Raw genomic sequence first — 16,182 nt, 5'->3', positions numbered from 1 at the left:
AAAGACCGATCCACAAGACTAACACGGCCTGGGGCTAGGTTGGGTCGAATGACGCTGCTGCGGCGCACGTCCCTGACTGGATTCGGCTTTTCCTACCCGATTAGGATGGAGAGCCGCGCCGCCTGTCAGTCCGACCCCGCCTTATGGCCTTTCCAGTCGAATAGCTCCTCCAACACCTGCACCGCCTGGCCGCGTTCGGAGGTCAGATCGGGGTCGCGGTTCAGGATCAGTCGGGCGTCGTCGGCTGCGGCCAGCATCAGGGTGCGGTGCTTGATCGGGTCGGCGAAACGGTAGGCGGGAAACCCGCTCTGTTTCAGGCCCAGCGGGTCGCCGCCGCCGCGCAGGCGGAAATCCTCCTCCGCGATGACGAAGCCGTCCTCGGTGCGGCGCAGAGTGTCGAGCCGCTCTTTCGCCGTGTCACCCAGGCCCCCGTCCTGTCCGCCATACAGGAGGATGCAGGCGCTGGCCTTGGCGCCGCGACCGACGCGACCGCGCAGCTGGTGCAACTGGGCCAGGCCGAAACGGTCGGCGTGTTCGATCACCATGATTGAGGCGTTGGGGACATCGACCCCCACCTCGACCACCGTGGTCGCCACCAGAACCGGCCGGCGGCCATCGGCGAAGTCGGCCATGACCGCCTCGCGCTCGGCGCCGGGCATCTGGCCGTGGGCCAGGCCGACCTCGACCCCCAGCAAGCGGCGAAGGTCGTCGGCGCGGTCGACGGCGGCGGCGAGGTCTATGGCTTCCGATTCCGCGACCAAGGGGCAGATCCAATAGGCCTGGGCGCCGCTTTCGACAGCGGTCTTCAAACGGGCGGCGACCTCGCCGATGCGGGCCAGGGGCAGGACGGCGGTGGTGACGGGGGTGCGGCCGGGCGGCTTTTCCATCAGGCGGCTGACCTCCAGTTCGCCGTACTGCGTCAACTCAAGCGTGCGGGGGATGGGGGTGGCTGACATGGTCAGCAGGTGAACGGCGCCCAGACGCGGGTCGCCCTTGGCCTGAAGACGCTGGCGCTCGCTGACGCCGAAACGGTGCTGTTCGTCGATGACGGCCAGGGCCAGCCGGTCGAAACGCACGGCGTCCTGGAACAGGGCGTGGGTGCCGATGGCGACCTGGGCCTGGCCCGATGCGAGGGCGGCCAGTTTCTCGCGCCTTTGGCCGTTGGTGTCGCGGCCGGTCAGCAGGACAGCGTCGACGCCCGCGCTTCCCAGCAGGGGACCCAGCTTCTCGTAGTGCTGGCGCGCCAGAATTTCGGTCGGCGCCATCAGGGCGGACTGGAAACCGCTGGACGCCGCGTCGGCTAGGGCGAGAGCGGCGACGGCGGTCTTGCCGGAACCCACATCGCCCTGCAGCAGACGGCCCATCTGTTTGCCGCCGGCCAGATCGCGGCGGATTTCCGCGACAGCCTGGGCCTGAGCGTTTGTCAGCTGGAAGGGCAGGGCCTGAAGCAGATGGTCGGACGCCGCGCCCGGCGCGATGACGGGCGCGGGCTTGATCTCTCTCGCGCGACGGCGGCGGGCCAGGGCCAACTGGTGGGCCAGGAATTCGTCATAGGCCAGGCGCTGACGGACAGGCGCTTCGGGCGACAGGTCAGGTTCGCCCGCGGGGGCGTGCAGGGCGTCCAGCGCGGCGCGCCAGGACAGCCAGCCCTGCTTCTTCAGCCAGGCCGCATCCTGCCATTCGGCCAGATTCGGCGCGGCGGGCAGGGCGGCCTGGACCAGTTTGCGAAGCTGGCGCGAGGTCAGTCCTTGGGTCGCCGGATAGACGGGTTCGGAGGCGGGGATGTCGGCGGCCTTGTCCAGCGCGGCGATGTCGGGATGGACGATCTGGACCTCGCCATTGAAGCGCTCGACCTTGCCCGAGACCAGCCGCGTCTCACCACGCGGCAGCAGTCGGTCGATGTGCTGGGCCGATCCGCCGAACCAGACCAGGTGGACGAAGCCGGTGGGGTCGGTCGCCCGCACCTTCAGCGGGGCGCCTGGCCGGCTGGGGACGAACATCCGGTCGATGGTCACCTCGAAGACGCCGACCTCGCCGTCCACCGCGTCGGCGGCCTGCATCGGACGGCGGACGATGACGCCCGACGGCGACAGGAAGACCAGATCGCGCACCAGCGGCCCGGCGACCTTCTGCACCAGGGGCAGGGCGCGCGGACCCACGCCCTTCAGGGTCGAAACCTCGGCGAACAGGGGAAAGAGACTCGGCGGGCGCATCGCGGGGAACATAGCGTGACCATGACGGGTGGCGAAACAGGGCGAGGAACGCTATCTGCGCTTCTTCCATTTCGGGTGCGCCATCGCTCGCCACGCGGCGGATCGCTGCTTGAGCGCACCGGCATATTCAACGGGCAAGGATTCTTGTGGCCGAAATCGACGCGCGCCCCGAAGGCGAAATGACCCAGGACCGCAAGCAGCGCCTGGGCCGCATCCAATTCCGCTCCTGGCGCCGGGGGTTCCGCGAGGCCGACATGGTGCTGGGTCCATTCTCGGACCAGGTGGCGCCGACCCTGACCGACGCCGAGCTGGACCTGTTCGAGCGGCTGATCGAGGAGGAGGATCAGTGGCTCTATGGCTGGATCATCGAGCGTGAGCCGACGCCGCCCGAGTTCGAGACGCCGGTGATGGCCAAGGTGCGCGCCTTCATGCGCGCCCATGTCGCCGCCGAAGTCAGCAAGGGTATCGGTTGATGGATCAGCAGGTGATGCGGACCGACGCCGACCTGGGCGGGGCGCCGGAGGGGCTGGACGCCCTGATTACGGCCGAGCGTCTGAAGGCGGCGGGCGACGTCGCCCTGTTCGTCGCGCGGGATTATCAGCGGTCGGGCGCCTTCGTTCAGGCGTTTAAGTTCTTCTCGCAAGATATTGAAGTGCTGGAGTATCCGGCCTGGGATTGCCTGCCCTATGACCGGCTGAGCCCCACGGCGGGCATTGCGGCGCAGCGGATGGCGACCCTGACGCGGCTGGCGCAACGCAAGCCGGACGACGCGCCGGTGCTGGTCGTCACGACGATTTCGGCAGCCATGCAGCGCACGCCGCCCCGGTCCGTGACCCTTCAGGCCGGTTTCGAGACCAAGGTCGGCCGCGACCTGGATATTCAGGCGCTGGAGCGGTATTTCGCCGCCAACGGCTATGTCCGCGCCTCCACCGTTTCGGAACGCGGGGAGTTCGCCGTGCGCGGCGGGGTGGTGGACGTCTATCCGCCCGGCTTCGCCGAGCCGGTGCGGCTGGATATGTTTGGCTCCGAACTGGAATCGATCCGCACCTTTGATCCCGAGACACAGCGTTCGACGGGGCAGATGAAGGCCGTGTCGCTGGCGCCGGTGTCGGAGGCCCTGCTGGACGCCGCCGCCATTTCGCGCTTCCGCACCGGATACCTGAACCTGTTCGGGGCGCCGGGAGACGATCCTTTGTATGCGACGATCAGCGAGGGCGCGCGGCGTCAGGGCATGGAGCAGTGGCTGCCGTTGTTCTACGACGGCCTGGACACCCTGTTCGACTATCTGCCGGATCAGGCGCAGGTGTTTCTGGACAATCAGGTCGAGACGGCGCGTGGCGAGCGTTGGGACCTGATCGCCGACGCCTATGAGGCGCGCGCGGAGGCGGCGAAAGCGAAGGGGGGCGCAGTCGCCAATCGCGCCCTGCCGCCGAAGCAACTCTATATGGACGCGGGCGACTGGAATCAGGCGCTGGCGGGCCGGGCGGTGCGGCGGTTCACGCCCTTCTCTAACGGCAGCGAGGACGCGGGCGGACGGCTGGGCCGAACCTTCGCGGCCGAACGGGCGCAGGACAGCGTCAATCTGTTCGAAGCTGTCGCCGCCCACGCCCAGACGCTGAAAGGCGAGGGCAAGCGGGTGTTGTTCGCCAGCTGGACCGAAGGCTCGTCCGAGCGACTGGCGACCATGCTGGCCGACCATGGGCTGGATCACATCGTCGCCGTGCGCGACTGGGCCGATGTGCAGTCGGCGCCCGAGGACCTGTATCTGCGGGGCGTCCTGCCGGTCGAACATGGCTTCGTCACCGACGATGTGGCCGTAATCTCCGAAACCGACATCCTGGGCGACCGTCTGGCGCGGCCCCGGAAGAAGCGCCGGGCCTCGAACTTCCTGGCCGAGGCCTCGGCCCTGACGACCGGCGATCTGGTCGTCCACCTGGATCACGGCATCGGCCGTTACGAGGGCCTGAAGACGCTGGATATCCAGCAGGCGCCGCACGACTGCCTGGAGCTGATGTACGCCGGGGAGAGCAAACTGTATCTGCCGGTCGAGAACATCGACCTTCTGACCCGTTACGGCTCGGATTCCGAAGGGGCTCAGCTGGATCGGCTGGGGGGCGCGGGCTGGCAGGCGCGCAAGGCCAAGGCCAAGGAGCGGCTGCGCGCCATGGCCGAGGGGCTGATCGCCCTGGCCGCCAAGCGCGCGCTGCGCGAGACGGAGGCCGTCACCCCGCCGCCCGGTCTGTTCGCCGAATTCTGCGCGCGCTTCCCGTATGAAGAGACCGACGACCAGTTGAACGCCATCGGCGACGTGCTGGAAGACCTGGGCAAGGGCGTGCCGATGGATCGCCTGATCTGCGGCGACGTCGGCTTCGGCAAGACGGAGGTTGCGCTGCGGGCGGCTTTCGTGGTGGCCATGACGGGGCAACAGGTGGCCGTGGTGGCCCCGACCACCCTGCTGGCGCGTCAGCACTTCAAGACCTTCACCGAACGGTTCGCCGGCTGGCCGGTCAAGGTGCGTCAGCTGTCGCGGATGGTGACGGGCAAGGAGGCGACGGAGACGCGGGCGGGCCTGAAGGACGGCTCGGTCGAGATCGTGGTCGGCACCCATGCGGTCCTGGCCGAACAGGTCGGGTTCCGCGACCTGGGCCTGGTGATCGTGGACGAGGAGCAGCATTTCGGCGTCAAGCACAAGGAGAAGCTGAAGACGCTTCGGGCCGACGTGCATCTGCTGACCCTGACCGCCACGCCGATCCCGCGCACCCTGCAGATGGCCCTGACCGGAATTCGCGAGATGTCGATCATCGCCACCCCGCCGGTCGACCGCCTGGCGGTGCGAACCTATGTGACGCCATGGGATCCGGTGCTGGTGCGCGAGGCCCTGCTGCGCGAGAAATATCGCGGCGGTCAGGCCTACTATGTCGCGCCGCGCCTGAAAGACCTGCCGGACATCGAGAAGTTCCTGCGCGAACAGGTCCCCGAAGTGAAGTTCGTCGTCGGCCACGGCCAGATGAGCGCGACCCAGCTGGAGGAGGTGATGAGCGCCTTCTACGACGGGGAGTACGACGTGCTTGTCTCGACCACCATCGTCGAAAGCGGGCTGGATATTCCGACGGCCAATACGCTGGTCGTGCACCGGGCCGACATGTTCGGCCTGGCTCAGCTTTATCAGATTCGGGGACGGGTCGGGCGGTCCAAGGCGCGAGCCTTCGCCTATCTGACCACCGATCCGATCAAGCCCATGACCCTGTCGGCCGAGCGGCGTCTGCAGGTGCTGCAGTCGCTGGACAATCTGGGCGCCGGTTTCCAACTGGCCAGCCACGACCTGGATCAGCGCGGCGGCGGCAATCTGCTGGGCGACGAACAGTCGGGCCATATCCGCGAGGTCGGCGTCGAACTGTACCAGCAGATGCTGGAGGACGCGGTCGCCGAGCTGAAGGAGAAGGGCGAGGGCGTGACCGTGGATCGCGGCTGGTCGCCGTCTATCAACGTTGGGGCTTCTGTCCTGATTCCAGAAGATTACGTGCCGGACCTGAACGTGCGTCTGAGCCTTTACCGCCGTCTGTCCGACGCCGAGCGGAGCGAGGATCGCGAAGCCCTGGCCGCCGAGCTGATCGACCGTTTCGGACCTTTGCCCGACGAAGCGCAGCAACTGCTGAAGATCGTCGGCATCAAGGCCAATTGCCGCAAGGCCTGTATCGAAAAGATCGACATCGGCCCACGCGGCGCGGTTCTGACCCTGCGCGACAACAGCTTCCCCAATCCCGTTGGGCTGGTGGGGCTGATCCAGAAGAACCAGGCCTTCTGGAAGATCAGGCCGGATCAGAAGATCGTGGTGTCGGGCGATTGGCCCACGGCGGAAGATCGACTGAAGGTGGCGGAACGGATCACCGCCGATCTGGCGCGGGTGGCGGGGGTGTAGACGCCCGCCGTCAGCGCGTCTTCTCGAACAGGTCGGCGGATGCCCGTTCCAGAAGGGCGGCGGCGCTTTCGTCGGGGCGCATCTCGGCGGCGCCGACGTCGAACTCTGCCACGAACGGCGAACGATCAGGGCCAGCGTCGAAAGCGGTGCAGCCGATGACGGCGGCGATCCGTTCGGCCGCCAGGCGCGCCGGCTCGGCATGGGTGGCGGGCAGGGCGAGGGCGAAGACCTCCTTGGCCAGACGCGCCGGCGTATCCTCGACTCGGACAAGGCGCGAGACCATGGCCCCGATCTGGGGCATGGCGCGGTCCAGCCAGCCGCCCTGCCGCGCCCAGGTGACCGCCTCGGTCTCTCGCACCCGCAGGACGCAGACGGAAAGCGGGCGCTTGCGCGCGCGCGACGCCTCGGCCACGCGGGCCAGGTGGCTGGCGAACAGTTCGGGCGTGAACAGGCCCGTCTCTGGGTCCATCAGCTCCAGACCACGCACCGAATCCAGCGTCTTTCGAATGCCAAGGTGGGTGCGGTGGGCGCCGGCCAGGGCCAGGATCCGCTCGGCCGTCTCGCCTTCCGGCGTATCGACCGAGGCGACATCGGCGAAGCCGCGATTGAACAGCTCCGACAGGCTGATCTCGTTCTTGCCGCGCAGATAGAGCATCAGCGGGATGTGGTAGAGGCGGGTGTTGCGCTTCATGCCCGCCGCAATGGACAGGGCGGGCGCGTGATCCTGGGCGCCCCACAGGACGGCGGCGTCGAACGGGCTTTCGTGCAGATAGTCGAAGGCGGTGTAGGGGGTAGGGGCCGCGATCACCTCAACGCCGGCAGCGGTCAGGGCGTTGGACAGGGCCAGGAAACGGCGGTCGGCCACCCCGGCGGCCAGCACGCGCAGAGGACCGTCGTCCTGGGTGCGGGCGTCCAGGGTGACGCCGCGCGTGGCGAAGGTGGTGACGCGCAGGCGAAACTCCTCCTCGGCGATGGCGGCGCGGCCCAACTGCTCCAGCCGAAGCGCCGCCTGGGCCGGGTGCGGCGGAACGGACATGGTCATGTCGGCGCCGCCGATGCTGTCGGGGCGGGCGCCGATCACCAGAATGGGCAGGCGACGCGGTTCGGCGGCGGCGCGCAGACGCAGAGCAACGTCCTCGCCCATGCCGTCGATGTCGACGACGGCGGCTTCCAGCGGGAAATCCTTCAGCGTCATCTCGCCCGAGACGACGTCGCGCGCCGTCACCGTGCGCCATCCCAAGGCGTCCAGCCCGGCGGCGAGCGGCCCGATCCGGCCGTCGTCGGCCGCCAGGATCAATACACGCGCGTCGAAAGCCAAGCCGGTCGTCTCCGTAGCCCCTTAAGCCCAAGCTGGGCGAGAAGCGGGCGGACCATAACGACGAGGGTGTTAAGGATGCAATGTCACGCCGCGTCGCATCGTGGCGGGATCGTGGAAAGACCGTCCTCACGCGGATGAGACTTTAACCGACGGCGGAATCCGCTAGGTTCCGCCGCTTGCAGTAACGGTTGTGGGGACCGGCTTGAGCGAACAGCTGACACGATCGGTGCTGAAGGCGCCCAAATTCTGGGGCGGGCTGGCGGTCAGGGCCTTCACCCGCAGTTGGGGGCGCGACGTCATGCTCTATACCGGCGGGGTGTCGTTCTTCGCCCTGCTTGCGGTGTTTCCGGCCATCGCCATCCTGATCGGATTCTACAAGCTGGGCCTGTCGATCAGCGAGGTCAGCGCCCAGGCGGCCGCCCTGTCGGACCTCTTGCCCAACGCCGCCCAGACCATATTTCAGGACGAGATCGCCCGGTTGAGCAACGCCTCAGCCCGGACCGTCTCGGCCCAGAGCGCCTTCGCCCTGTTCGTGGGCGCCTATGCGGCGCACAGGGGATTCAAGGCCTTGCTGGCCGGGTTGAACCTGATCCATGATGAGACGGAGCCGCATGGCTTCTTCAAATTCAACCTGCTGGCCTTCTTTGTGGCCGTCTTCGCCTTCGCCCTGTTCACCGTGGTGTCGGGCGCGGTGGTGACGGTACGGATCCTGGCCCATGCCTCGTCGGCGGCGGCCGAGTCGCAGGCTAAGGCAATGGCGCCGCTGGACTCCTTCCTGCCCGCCATCGGCTTGGTGATCGGGATGACGCTGCTCTATCGCTACGCCATGAGCCACCGGACGCCGGTCGCCTGGCTGCCGGCGGCGGTGGGCGGTCTGGTCGCGACGCTGATGTCGGTGGTGTCGTCGTGGCTGTGCGCCATCTATGTCGAGCAGATCGCGCCCCTGGGGGCCACCTATGGGTCGGTGGGCGCGGTGGTCGTGCTGCTGATCTGGCTGTCGTGGAACGTCAACGCCATCTTCTATGGCGGGGCCTTCGCCACGGAAATGGAGCTGGCCGCCAAGAAACAGGCCGAGTTGGAGGCCGTGCCGGCCGGCGTGGTCAATCTGTCGGAGCGTCGGGCCAGCCGCCGATCTCGATCGTAAGACGCAAGATCCCGTCGACCTCTTCTATGGCGAGGACCTTTCCGCCCTTCTGAGACATCAGGAACGGCACGTCGATCCGGGCCATCGGGTCCGTGGCCAACAGAACGAACCGGGCGCCGGGGGCGGCGTCCTGCATCGCCTTCATCAGCTTCAGGCTGGGGACCGGGCAGCGGTGGCCGCGTGCATCGACGACGACGGGATCGTTCACCCCAGCCGATCCGCCAGCAGCTCCAGCGCCACGCGCACGCTGGCCAGACGCACGGCGTCGCGGCCGATGTCGCCGAACCGCATCTCGCGGTGGACGACGCCCAAAGGCCCCGAAGCGGCGAAATGCACCAGTCCGACCGGCTTGTCCGCCGATCCGCCGCCGGGGCCGGCCACGCCGGTGACGGAGACTGAAACCTGAGCGTCAGAACGGGCCGCCGCACCCATCGCCATGGCGCGAGCAGTCGGCTGCGACACCGCGCCATGACGGGCCAGAGTTTCTTCGGGCACGTCCAACATCTGCACCTTGGCGGCGTTGCTGTAGGTGACGAAACCGCGATCCAGGGCGGCGGACGATCCGGGAACGGCCGTCAGGGCGGCGGCGACCAGGCCGCCGGTGCAGCTTTCGGCCGTTGTCAGCATCAGGCCGCGTTCCGTCGCGGTTGCGACGATCTGTTGCGCCAGGCGCTGGATGTCTTGGGGGAACATTGTCTTTTCATAGGCCGCGAACCCGGTTCTAACCAGAGGCATGACCGAGGCCGTCGAACCGCTGCATACCGCCGGCCGGAAGGCCGACCCCCTGGCGCCGATCCTGTTCGCGGTCGCCATCTTCACCTCGGCCTGTCTGGTCTTCGTGGTTCAGCCGATGGCGGCCAAGCTGATCCTGCCGACGCTGGGCGGGTCGCCGTCGGTGTGGAACGCCTCGATGGTCTTCTTCCAGACCGCGCTGCTGGCTGGATACGCCTACGCCCATCTGCTGCAGCGCCTGCCCAGCCTGAGGGCGCAGGTGGGAACGCATCTGGTTCTGCTGGCCTTGGCGGCGCTGTTCCTGCCGCTGAGGATCAGCGGGGTGTTCGGCGATCCCGATGCAACGCAGCCAGCGCTGTGGCTGTTGGCCACTCTGGCGGTTTCGATCGGCGCGCCGTTAGCGGTGCTTTCGGCGACCGCGCCCCTGTTGCAGGCCTGGTACGCGCGGGTGCGGGCGGGCCATGCGGACGGCAAGAACCCCTATGTCCTCTACGCCGCGTCCAACCTGGGCAGTTTTCTGGCGCTGTTGGCCTATCCGATCCTGATCGAACCTCTGGCCAGCCTGTCGGGGCAGCGGCTGGGGTGGAGCCTGGGCTATGGCCTGTTCGTAGCCCTGGTGATCGGCTTGGGATTGCTGGTCTGGCGCCGGCGCGAGGCCGCGGCGGCCGAGCCCGCGCCCCTGGCGGTCAGCGCGCCCATCCCGTGGCGCGAAAAAGGGATGCTGGTGCTGCTGGCGGCCGCGCCGTCCAGCCTGATGCTGGGGGTGACGGCGCATCTGACCACCGATGTGGCCTCGGCGCCCTTCCTGTGGGTGATCCCGCTGGCGCTGTATCTGCTGACCTTCGTGATCGCCTTCCAGACGCGGCCGGCCATTCCGCCGGTTCTGGCCCTGAGCGTGCAGGGCGCGATGGCGGCCGCCTTCGCGGCCCTGATCGCCTTTCGCACTGGCGAGTGGGTGCTGGTCTTTACGGTCAATCTGGCGGCTTTCTTCTTCACGGCCCTGATGTGCCATCAACGGCTGGCGGCCCGGCGGCCGCCGCCGGATCGGCTGACCGAATTCTATCTTCTGCTGTCGCTGGGCGGCGTGGTCGGCGGGGCCTTCAACGGCCTGATGGCGCCGATGGTGTTCAACATGGTCTGGGAATACCCGCTGGTCCTGGTCGCCGCCGCCTTGCTAAGGCCGTGGAGCCGGCGCGAGATGCAGCCGTGGGAGATCATGTGCGGCGTCGCCGGCGTCGTGATCGCCTTCCTGGGGCCGCTGTCGATGGAGGCGGTGCGTTACGCCCCCGACATCCGCGCGGCTGTGCCTGACGCGCAGTTGATCCGCATAGCTCAAGCTATCCTGGGCATTGCGGCCATGTTCGCCTTCCTGGTGCGAAACCGGGCGGTGATGTTCGCCGTGGTGCTGGGGGCCATCGTCTGGTCGGGCTATCACCTGGCGAGAGGCTATGACTGGGCCCTGTCGGAGCGCAGCTTCTTTGGCGTCATGCGGGTGGCCCAGATCGACGACCCGCGGATGGGGGGGCCGGTCCATGTGCTGATGCACGGCACGACCCTGCATGGGGCGCAAGCGCAAGTACCGTCGCGCCTCTGTCAGCCGACCCTGTATTACGCCACCTCCACCCCGCTGGGCCAGGCCATGTTGCAGACCCAGGCGCGTCATCTGGACGGGGCGCGGGTCGGGGTGGTCGGTCAGGGATCGGGCGCCATGGCGGCCTATAAGCGCGAGCAGGATCGGCTGACCTTCTTCGAGATCGATCCGATGGTGGACCGCCTGTCGCGCGATCCGCGCTGGTTCAGCTTCATCGACGGCTGCGCCGACGGGCCTGTACGCACAGTGATCGGCGATGCGCGCCTGACCATGGATCGAGAGCCGGCGGGGTCGTATGACCTGTTGATCATCGACGCCTTTTCCTCGGACGCCGTGCCGACGCATCTGCTGACGGTCGAGGCGATCAAGGGCTATCTGCGGCTGCTGGCGCCGGACGGGGTGGTGGTCCTGCACCTGTCGAACCGAAACCTGGAGATCACCCGGCCGGCCGAGGCGGCGGCGCAGGCGCTGGCCGCGCCCCACCTGCACCAGGTCTATCTGGAGAAATCGGAGCAGGGCCAGATGGCAGAGGCCTCGACCGAGGCCCTGCTGATCGGCAAGAGCGAGGCGGCGGTGAAGCCCTATAGCGACGACGGCCGCTGGCGCGTGCTGGACAGGACCGACGTTCGTCCGTGGACGGACGATTACGTCAATCTGTTCGGGTCGCTGGTGCGCCAGATGCGATATTCGCGCTAGCGGACGGGCATTTCCACCGCGACGACGGCCTGCGCGGCCAGACCCTCGCCCCGGCCGGTGAAGCCCAGGCCCTCGGTCGTGGTGGCCTTGACGCTGACGGCGTCCAGCGGAAGGTCCAGCAGGGCGGCGATGCGGTCGCGCATGGCCTGGCGGTGCGGCTTCACCTTGGGGCGTTCGCAGATCAGGGTGACGTCCACATTGACGATCCGCCCGCCACGCTGGGCCGTCAGTTCGGCGGCGTGGACCAGGAACTGGTCGGACGAGGCGCCCTTCCACCTGGGATCGGTCGGCGGAAAATGGTCGCCGATGTCGCCGGCCGCGATAGCGCCCAGTATGGCGTCGGTCAGGGCGTGAAGCCCGGCGTCGGCGTCGGAATGGCCGATCAGCGTCTGATCGTGCGGCACCTCGATCCCGCATAGCCAGACAGAACCGCCCGGGCCCCAGCGATGCACGTCGTAGCCCGAGCCAATGCGGGTCTGATAGCGTGGGGCGTCTTGCGACAGCAGGGCCTCGGCCATGGCGAAATCCTCGGGGAAGGTCAGTTTCAACAGGCGGGGATCGCCGGGAACCAGAACGACGCGTCCGCCCGCCCGCTGGACCACCGTGGCCTCGTCCGTCGGCGGATCGGCGTCGGTCCAGGCGGCGTAGGCGGCTTCGATCACGCCGCGCCGGAACGCCTGGGGGGTTTGTGCGCGCCATAGGTCGTCGCGGGCCACCGCCTGGGTGATCGTCCGATCCTCGGCGCGACGCAGGCTGTCGGCGAGGGCCAGGGCGGGCAGGGCGCCGTCGGCGTCGTCTAGCGCCGCGACCAGATGCGCGATGATCTGGGCGCCCAGCAGCGGACGCGCCGCGTCGTGGATCAGAATGGGTTGATCGAGGCCGCAGGTCAGCGCGGCCAGACCCGCCCGCACCGAATCGGCGCGGGCGTCGCCTCCAGCGATGGCGCGCCAGCCGTTCAGACCGTTCAGGGCGTCGGCCGCGCGGCCTTCCGCGCCCGCCGCAACGACCACGATCAGTTCGGCGGCTCCAGCGTGCAGAAGCGCCTCGGCTGACCAGCGCAGCACGGGCTTGCCGCCCAGCCGCCGCCACTGTTTGTCGCCTCCGGCCCGCGAACCGGAGCCGGCCGCGACGATGATGCCCGAAAAAGTCATGGCGGCCTTGATAGTGCGCGCCGCGACGGGGCGAAACCATCAATCGGCCGCGGTCATGCTTGACGAAGGGGGCTGTGATGCTGCGAAAGGCGCGGATGGCCAAGACCCTTCAGATCGGCGACGTGACCGTGCCCGGCCAGGTGCTGATGGCGCCGATGACGGGCGTGACCGACCTGCCGTTCCGCGTGCTGGCGTCCCGGCTGGGCGCCGCCTATGTCGCGACCGAAATGGTGGCGGCCAAGGAGTTGGCGCGCGCGCGGCCCGATGTGGTGCGGCGGGCGGCGGTCGGGGCGGGCCTGCCGCTGACGGTGATCCAACTGGTCGGACGCGACCCCGAACAGATGGCTGAGGGCGCGCGCATGGCCGAGAAGGCCGGGGCCGACATCGTCGATCTGAACTTCGGCTGTCCGGCCAAGGAGGTCACGGGCTCGGCCGCCGGTTCGGCCCTGATGCGGACGCCGGATCTGGCGTGTCGGATCATGGAAGCGGTAGTCGAGGCGACCGCGCGGCCGGTGACGGTCAAGATGCGGCTGGGCTGGGACGATGAAAGCCGCAACGCCGCCGATCTGGCAGCGCGGGCCGAGCAGATCGGGGTCAAGGCGGTGACGGTTCATGGCCGCACCCGCAAACAGTTTTATACCGGCCATGCCGATTGGGCGGCGGTGGGTGCGGTCAAGTCGGCGGTGGACATCCCCGTCATCGTCAATGGCGACATCGTTACGGCCGAGGCGGCCCGCGAGGCGTTGGCGAAGTCCGGGGCGGACGGGCTGATGCTGGGACGCGGCGTCTATGGGCGACCCTGGCTGGCGGCGCATCTGGATCGGGCGTTGAGCGACGGGGTTGATCTGGCCGAGCCCGGCCCGGAGGCTCGTCTGACTATCGTGGTGGAGCATCTGCGCGCGTCCATCGCCTTCTACGGCATGCCTCTGGGCCTGAAGATGTTCCGCAAACATCTGGGTTGGTACATCGAGCAGGCGCCGTGGCCGGCCGATCCGCAACACCGCCGCGAAGCCAAGGCAAGAATTTGCCGGTTGGATGAGCCGCAGGCCATCGAAGCCGCGATGCAAGACCTATGGCGATCGAATCGGTCGCAGATCAGCAAGTCCGTTGTTGAAAACAGGCCACAGGTAATGGAGAGTGCTGTGGCATGACGGATACGCCTTCAGCGACGACACCTTCGCCCGGCCGAACGCCGGACGACGAGTCGTTCTGGGGGTGGGTCGATACGGAACGGGCGCGGACCGGGTTCGGGGTAGCCTATTTCCTGGCCGTGGCGATCACGGCGGCGGCGATCTGGCTGGTGGCGGTGGCTCCCGGCGCTGGAGGCGGGGTGGCGCGCGGATCAAGCAGCGAAATCGCCCTGATCGTACTGGTCGCCAATCTGGTGTTGATCGCCGGGCTGGCCTTCATCGTGGGCCGTCGCGTGCTGACCTTGGCGCGCAGCACGGAAGAGGCGGGCTCGCGCCTGCACCTGCGGTTCGTGGCCCTATTCTCTATGGTGGCGCTGATCCCGTCGGTGCTGATCGCCCTGGTGTTCGGCGTACTGGTCAATCGGGGGGTGGACCAGTGGTTCAGCGAAAACGTCAGCGCTTCGGTCGACAACGGCGCCATCATCGGTCGAGCTTACGTTCGCGACGTCGCCAACTCGATGGATGCCGATCTAGTCACCATTTCGGAGCAGCTAGACAGCGCGAAGGGCCTGTTTGCGGACCGCATTCAGTTCAACGCCGCCCTGGCTCAGGTCGGCGACATCTTTCGCTATCCCGCCATCTACATCGTGAACGCCGAGGGCGAAGTTCTGGCGCGAGCTGAGCAGCTAGGCGCGCCGCCCTATCTGGCGCCGCCGCGCACTTACCTTGAAGCGGCGGCCCAGGACGGCAAGCCGCCGACCGATGTCACGCAGAACCCGGATACTGTTAGGTCGATCATCGCCTTGCCGGCGTATGGCGACGCCTTCCTCTATCTGGTCCGGCCGCTGCAAGACGGGTTGATCGCGCGGATGAACGCCTCGGACCAGTCGATCCAGGCCTATCGAGAGGCGCAGGAAAGCCGAGCGCGAATCCAGTCGGCCTTCATTCTCAGCTATCTGGAGACGGCGCTGCTGGTGCTGGTGGGCGCGGTCTGGCTGGGTATGTCGGCCGCCAGCAGCATTTCGGCTCCAATCGGACGGCTGGTCAAGGCGGCAGGCCAGATCGCGGGCGGGGACTTCACCGCGCGGGTGGACAGCGCCGGCGCCCCGGCCGAGATCGCCACCCTGTCGGACGCCTTCAACCGTATGACCGGCGATCTTCAGGGCCAGCAGAGCGCGCTGAAGGCGGCCAGCGACGAGGCGCAGGACCGCAGCCATTTCATCGAGACGGTGCTGTCGGGCGTCAGCGCCGGCGTGATCGGCCTGGATCGGCGCGGTCGGGTGTCCGCCATCAACGACAGCGCTCTGCAACTGCTGCACATCGAGGAAGCCGAGGTGCTGGGGCACGAACTGGGCGCCCTGTCGCCGGAACTGAGCGATCTGGTGCGCCGGGCGGAAGCCCATATCGAGGAAGACATCGATGTCAGCCGGGGCGGGGACACCCGGCGCCTGCGCGTTCGCATCGAGGGCGGGCAGGGGGGCGAGATGGTCCTGACCTTCGACGATATCACCCGCCTGGTCACGGCCCAGCGCAACGCCGCCTGGCGCGACGTGGCCCGTCGCATCGCCCATGAGATCAAGAACCCGCTGACGCCGATCCAGCTGTCGGCCGAGCGGCTGAAGCGCAAATACCGCGCGCGCATCGGCGAGGATGTCGAGATCTTCGACCGCTGCACCGACACCATCATCCGCCAGGTCGGAGATATCGGCCGGATGGTGGATGAGTTCTCATCCTTCGCCCGAATGCCGGCGCCGCGCTTCGCCCCGTCGAACCCGTCGGAGATGTTGCGCGAGGCGGTGTTCGCCCAGCGGGTCGCGGCGCCGGACATCGTGGTGGATATCGTGGAGCCGCTGCCGCCGGTCGTGCTGGAAAGTGACGGACGGATGGTGGGGCAGGCCCTGCTGAACATCCTGAAGAACGCCGGCGAATCCGTCGCGGCGCGGCGGGCGGCGGCGGGCGAGGATGCAGCGTCGGACGATCCCGGCGTCATCGCCTCGCTGGTGGTCGAGGATGGCCACGCGACCTTTGTGATTGAGGACGACGGGGTGGGTTTGCCGGCGCGCGACCGCGACCGTCTGACCGAACCCTATGTGACCACGCGCGAAAAGGGCACGGGCCTGGGCCTGGCCATTGTCAAACGCATTTGCGAGGACCACGGCGGCGAGTTGAAGCTGGCCGACGCTCAGACGCTGCGTGGCGCCCGCGTGTGCATGATCTTTCCCCTGAACCCCCACGGCAAGGCCGGCGACGGCGTGGAGCGCAGGCTCCAGACCGTCGCCGCCGAATAG

Annotated in this window: 11 protein-coding genes; 6 read left to right on the top strand and 5 right to left on the bottom strand. The window is 68.1% G+C overall.

The window, feature by feature from the left end; translation table 11 throughout:
* Positions 1 to 125 precede the first annotated feature (125 nt).
* Positions 126 to 2,213, bottom strand: a complete 2,088-nt coding sequence (gene recG / locus ACYX4P_RS12410; protein ID WP_248116774.1) for an ATP-dependent DNA helicase RecG — start codon at positions 2,211 to 2,213, stop codon at positions 126 to 128.
* Positions 2,214 to 2,359: 146 nt separating this feature from the next.
* Between recG and ACYX4P_RS12405 the strand changes: the two genes are divergently transcribed.
* The gene (locus ACYX4P_RS12405) at positions 2,360 to 2,686 is read left to right on the top strand and encodes an FAD assembly factor SdhE (RefSeq protein ID WP_248116772.1); all 327 of its coding nucleotides are present in this window, start codon (positions 2,360 to 2,362) and stop codon (positions 2,684 to 2,686) included.
* The gene (mfd, locus tag ACYX4P_RS12400; RefSeq protein ID WP_248116770.1) at positions 2,686 to 6,132 is read left to right on the top strand and encodes a transcription-repair coupling factor; all 3,447 of its coding nucleotides are present in this window, start codon (positions 2,686 to 2,688) and stop codon (positions 6,130 to 6,132) included. Before ACYX4P_RS12405 ends, mfd begins: the two co-directional genes overlap by 1 nt.
* Before the next feature lie 10 nt (positions 6,133 to 6,142).
* Here the strand turns inward: mfd and ACYX4P_RS12395 are convergent, their stop codons facing one another.
* Positions 6,143 to 7,450 carry a diguanylate cyclase domain-containing protein gene (locus ACYX4P_RS12395; protein WP_248116768.1) on the bottom strand — a complete coding sequence of 436 codons (1,308 nt, stop codon included), beginning with the start codon at positions 7,448 to 7,450 and terminating at the stop codon, positions 6,143 to 6,145.
* Positions 7,451 to 7,748: 298 nt separating this feature from the next.
* Here ACYX4P_RS12395 and ACYX4P_RS12390 point away from each other — a divergent pair, with 298 nt between their 5' ends.
* Entirely contained in the window at positions 7,749 to 8,594 is an 846-nt protein-coding gene (locus tag ACYX4P_RS12390) for a YihY/virulence factor BrkB family protein (protein WP_374323123.1), read from the top strand.
* Here the strand turns inward: ACYX4P_RS12390 and ACYX4P_RS12385 are convergent.
* Together ACYX4P_RS12385 and ACYX4P_RS12380 are read right to left on the bottom strand one after the other, a co-directional pair.
* Positions 8,551 to 8,802, bottom strand: a complete 252-nt coding sequence (locus ACYX4P_RS12385; protein WP_248116764.1) for a sulfurtransferase TusA family protein — start codon at positions 8,800 to 8,802, stop codon at positions 8,551 to 8,553. The two genes, ACYX4P_RS12390 and ACYX4P_RS12385, sit on opposite strands and share 44 nt — an antisense overlap.
* On the bottom strand, positions 8,799 to 9,287 hold the full coding sequence (locus ACYX4P_RS12380; RefSeq protein ID WP_248116762.1) for a CinA family protein: 489 nt from the start codon (positions 9,285 to 9,287) through the stop codon (positions 8,799 to 8,801). Before ACYX4P_RS12380 ends, ACYX4P_RS12385 begins: the two co-directional genes overlap by 4 nt.
* Before the next feature lie 40 nt (positions 9,288 to 9,327).
* Between ACYX4P_RS12380 and ACYX4P_RS12375 the strand changes: the two genes are divergently transcribed.
* The gene (locus ACYX4P_RS12375; RefSeq protein WP_248116759.1) at positions 9,328 to 11,613 is read left to right on the top strand and encodes a spermidine synthase; all 2,286 of its coding nucleotides are present in this window, start codon (positions 9,328 to 9,330) and stop codon (positions 11,611 to 11,613) included.
* Here ACYX4P_RS12375 and ACYX4P_RS12370 read toward each other — a convergent pair.
* Positions 11,610 to 12,764 (bottom strand): bifunctional 2-C-methyl-D-erythritol 4-phosphate cytidylyltransferase/2-C-methyl-D-erythritol 2,4-cyclodiphosphate synthase, encoded by a 1,155-nt coding sequence (locus ACYX4P_RS12370; protein WP_248116757.1) that lies wholly within the window; start codon positions 12,762 to 12,764, stop codon positions 11,610 to 11,612. The two genes, ACYX4P_RS12375 and ACYX4P_RS12370, sit on opposite strands and share 4 nt — an antisense overlap.
* A gap of 95 nt (positions 12,765 to 12,859) precedes the next feature.
* Between ACYX4P_RS12370 and dusB the strand changes: the two genes are divergently transcribed.
* Positions 12,860 to 13,915, top strand: a complete 1,056-nt coding sequence (gene dusB / locus ACYX4P_RS12365) for a tRNA dihydrouridine synthase DusB (RefSeq protein WP_248116755.1) — start codon at positions 12,860 to 12,862, stop codon at positions 13,913 to 13,915.
* On the top strand, positions 13,912 to 16,182 hold the full coding sequence (locus ACYX4P_RS12360; protein ID WP_248116753.1) for a sensor histidine kinase NtrY-like: 2,271 nt from the start codon (positions 13,912 to 13,914) through the stop codon (positions 16,180 to 16,182). The genes dusB and ACYX4P_RS12360 overlap by 4 nt, the downstream gene beginning before the upstream one ends.

It is taken from the genome of Brevundimonas sp. ABV4_179 (assembly GCF_056311945.1).
This window is presented reverse-complemented; position numbering and strand designations above follow the sequence as displayed.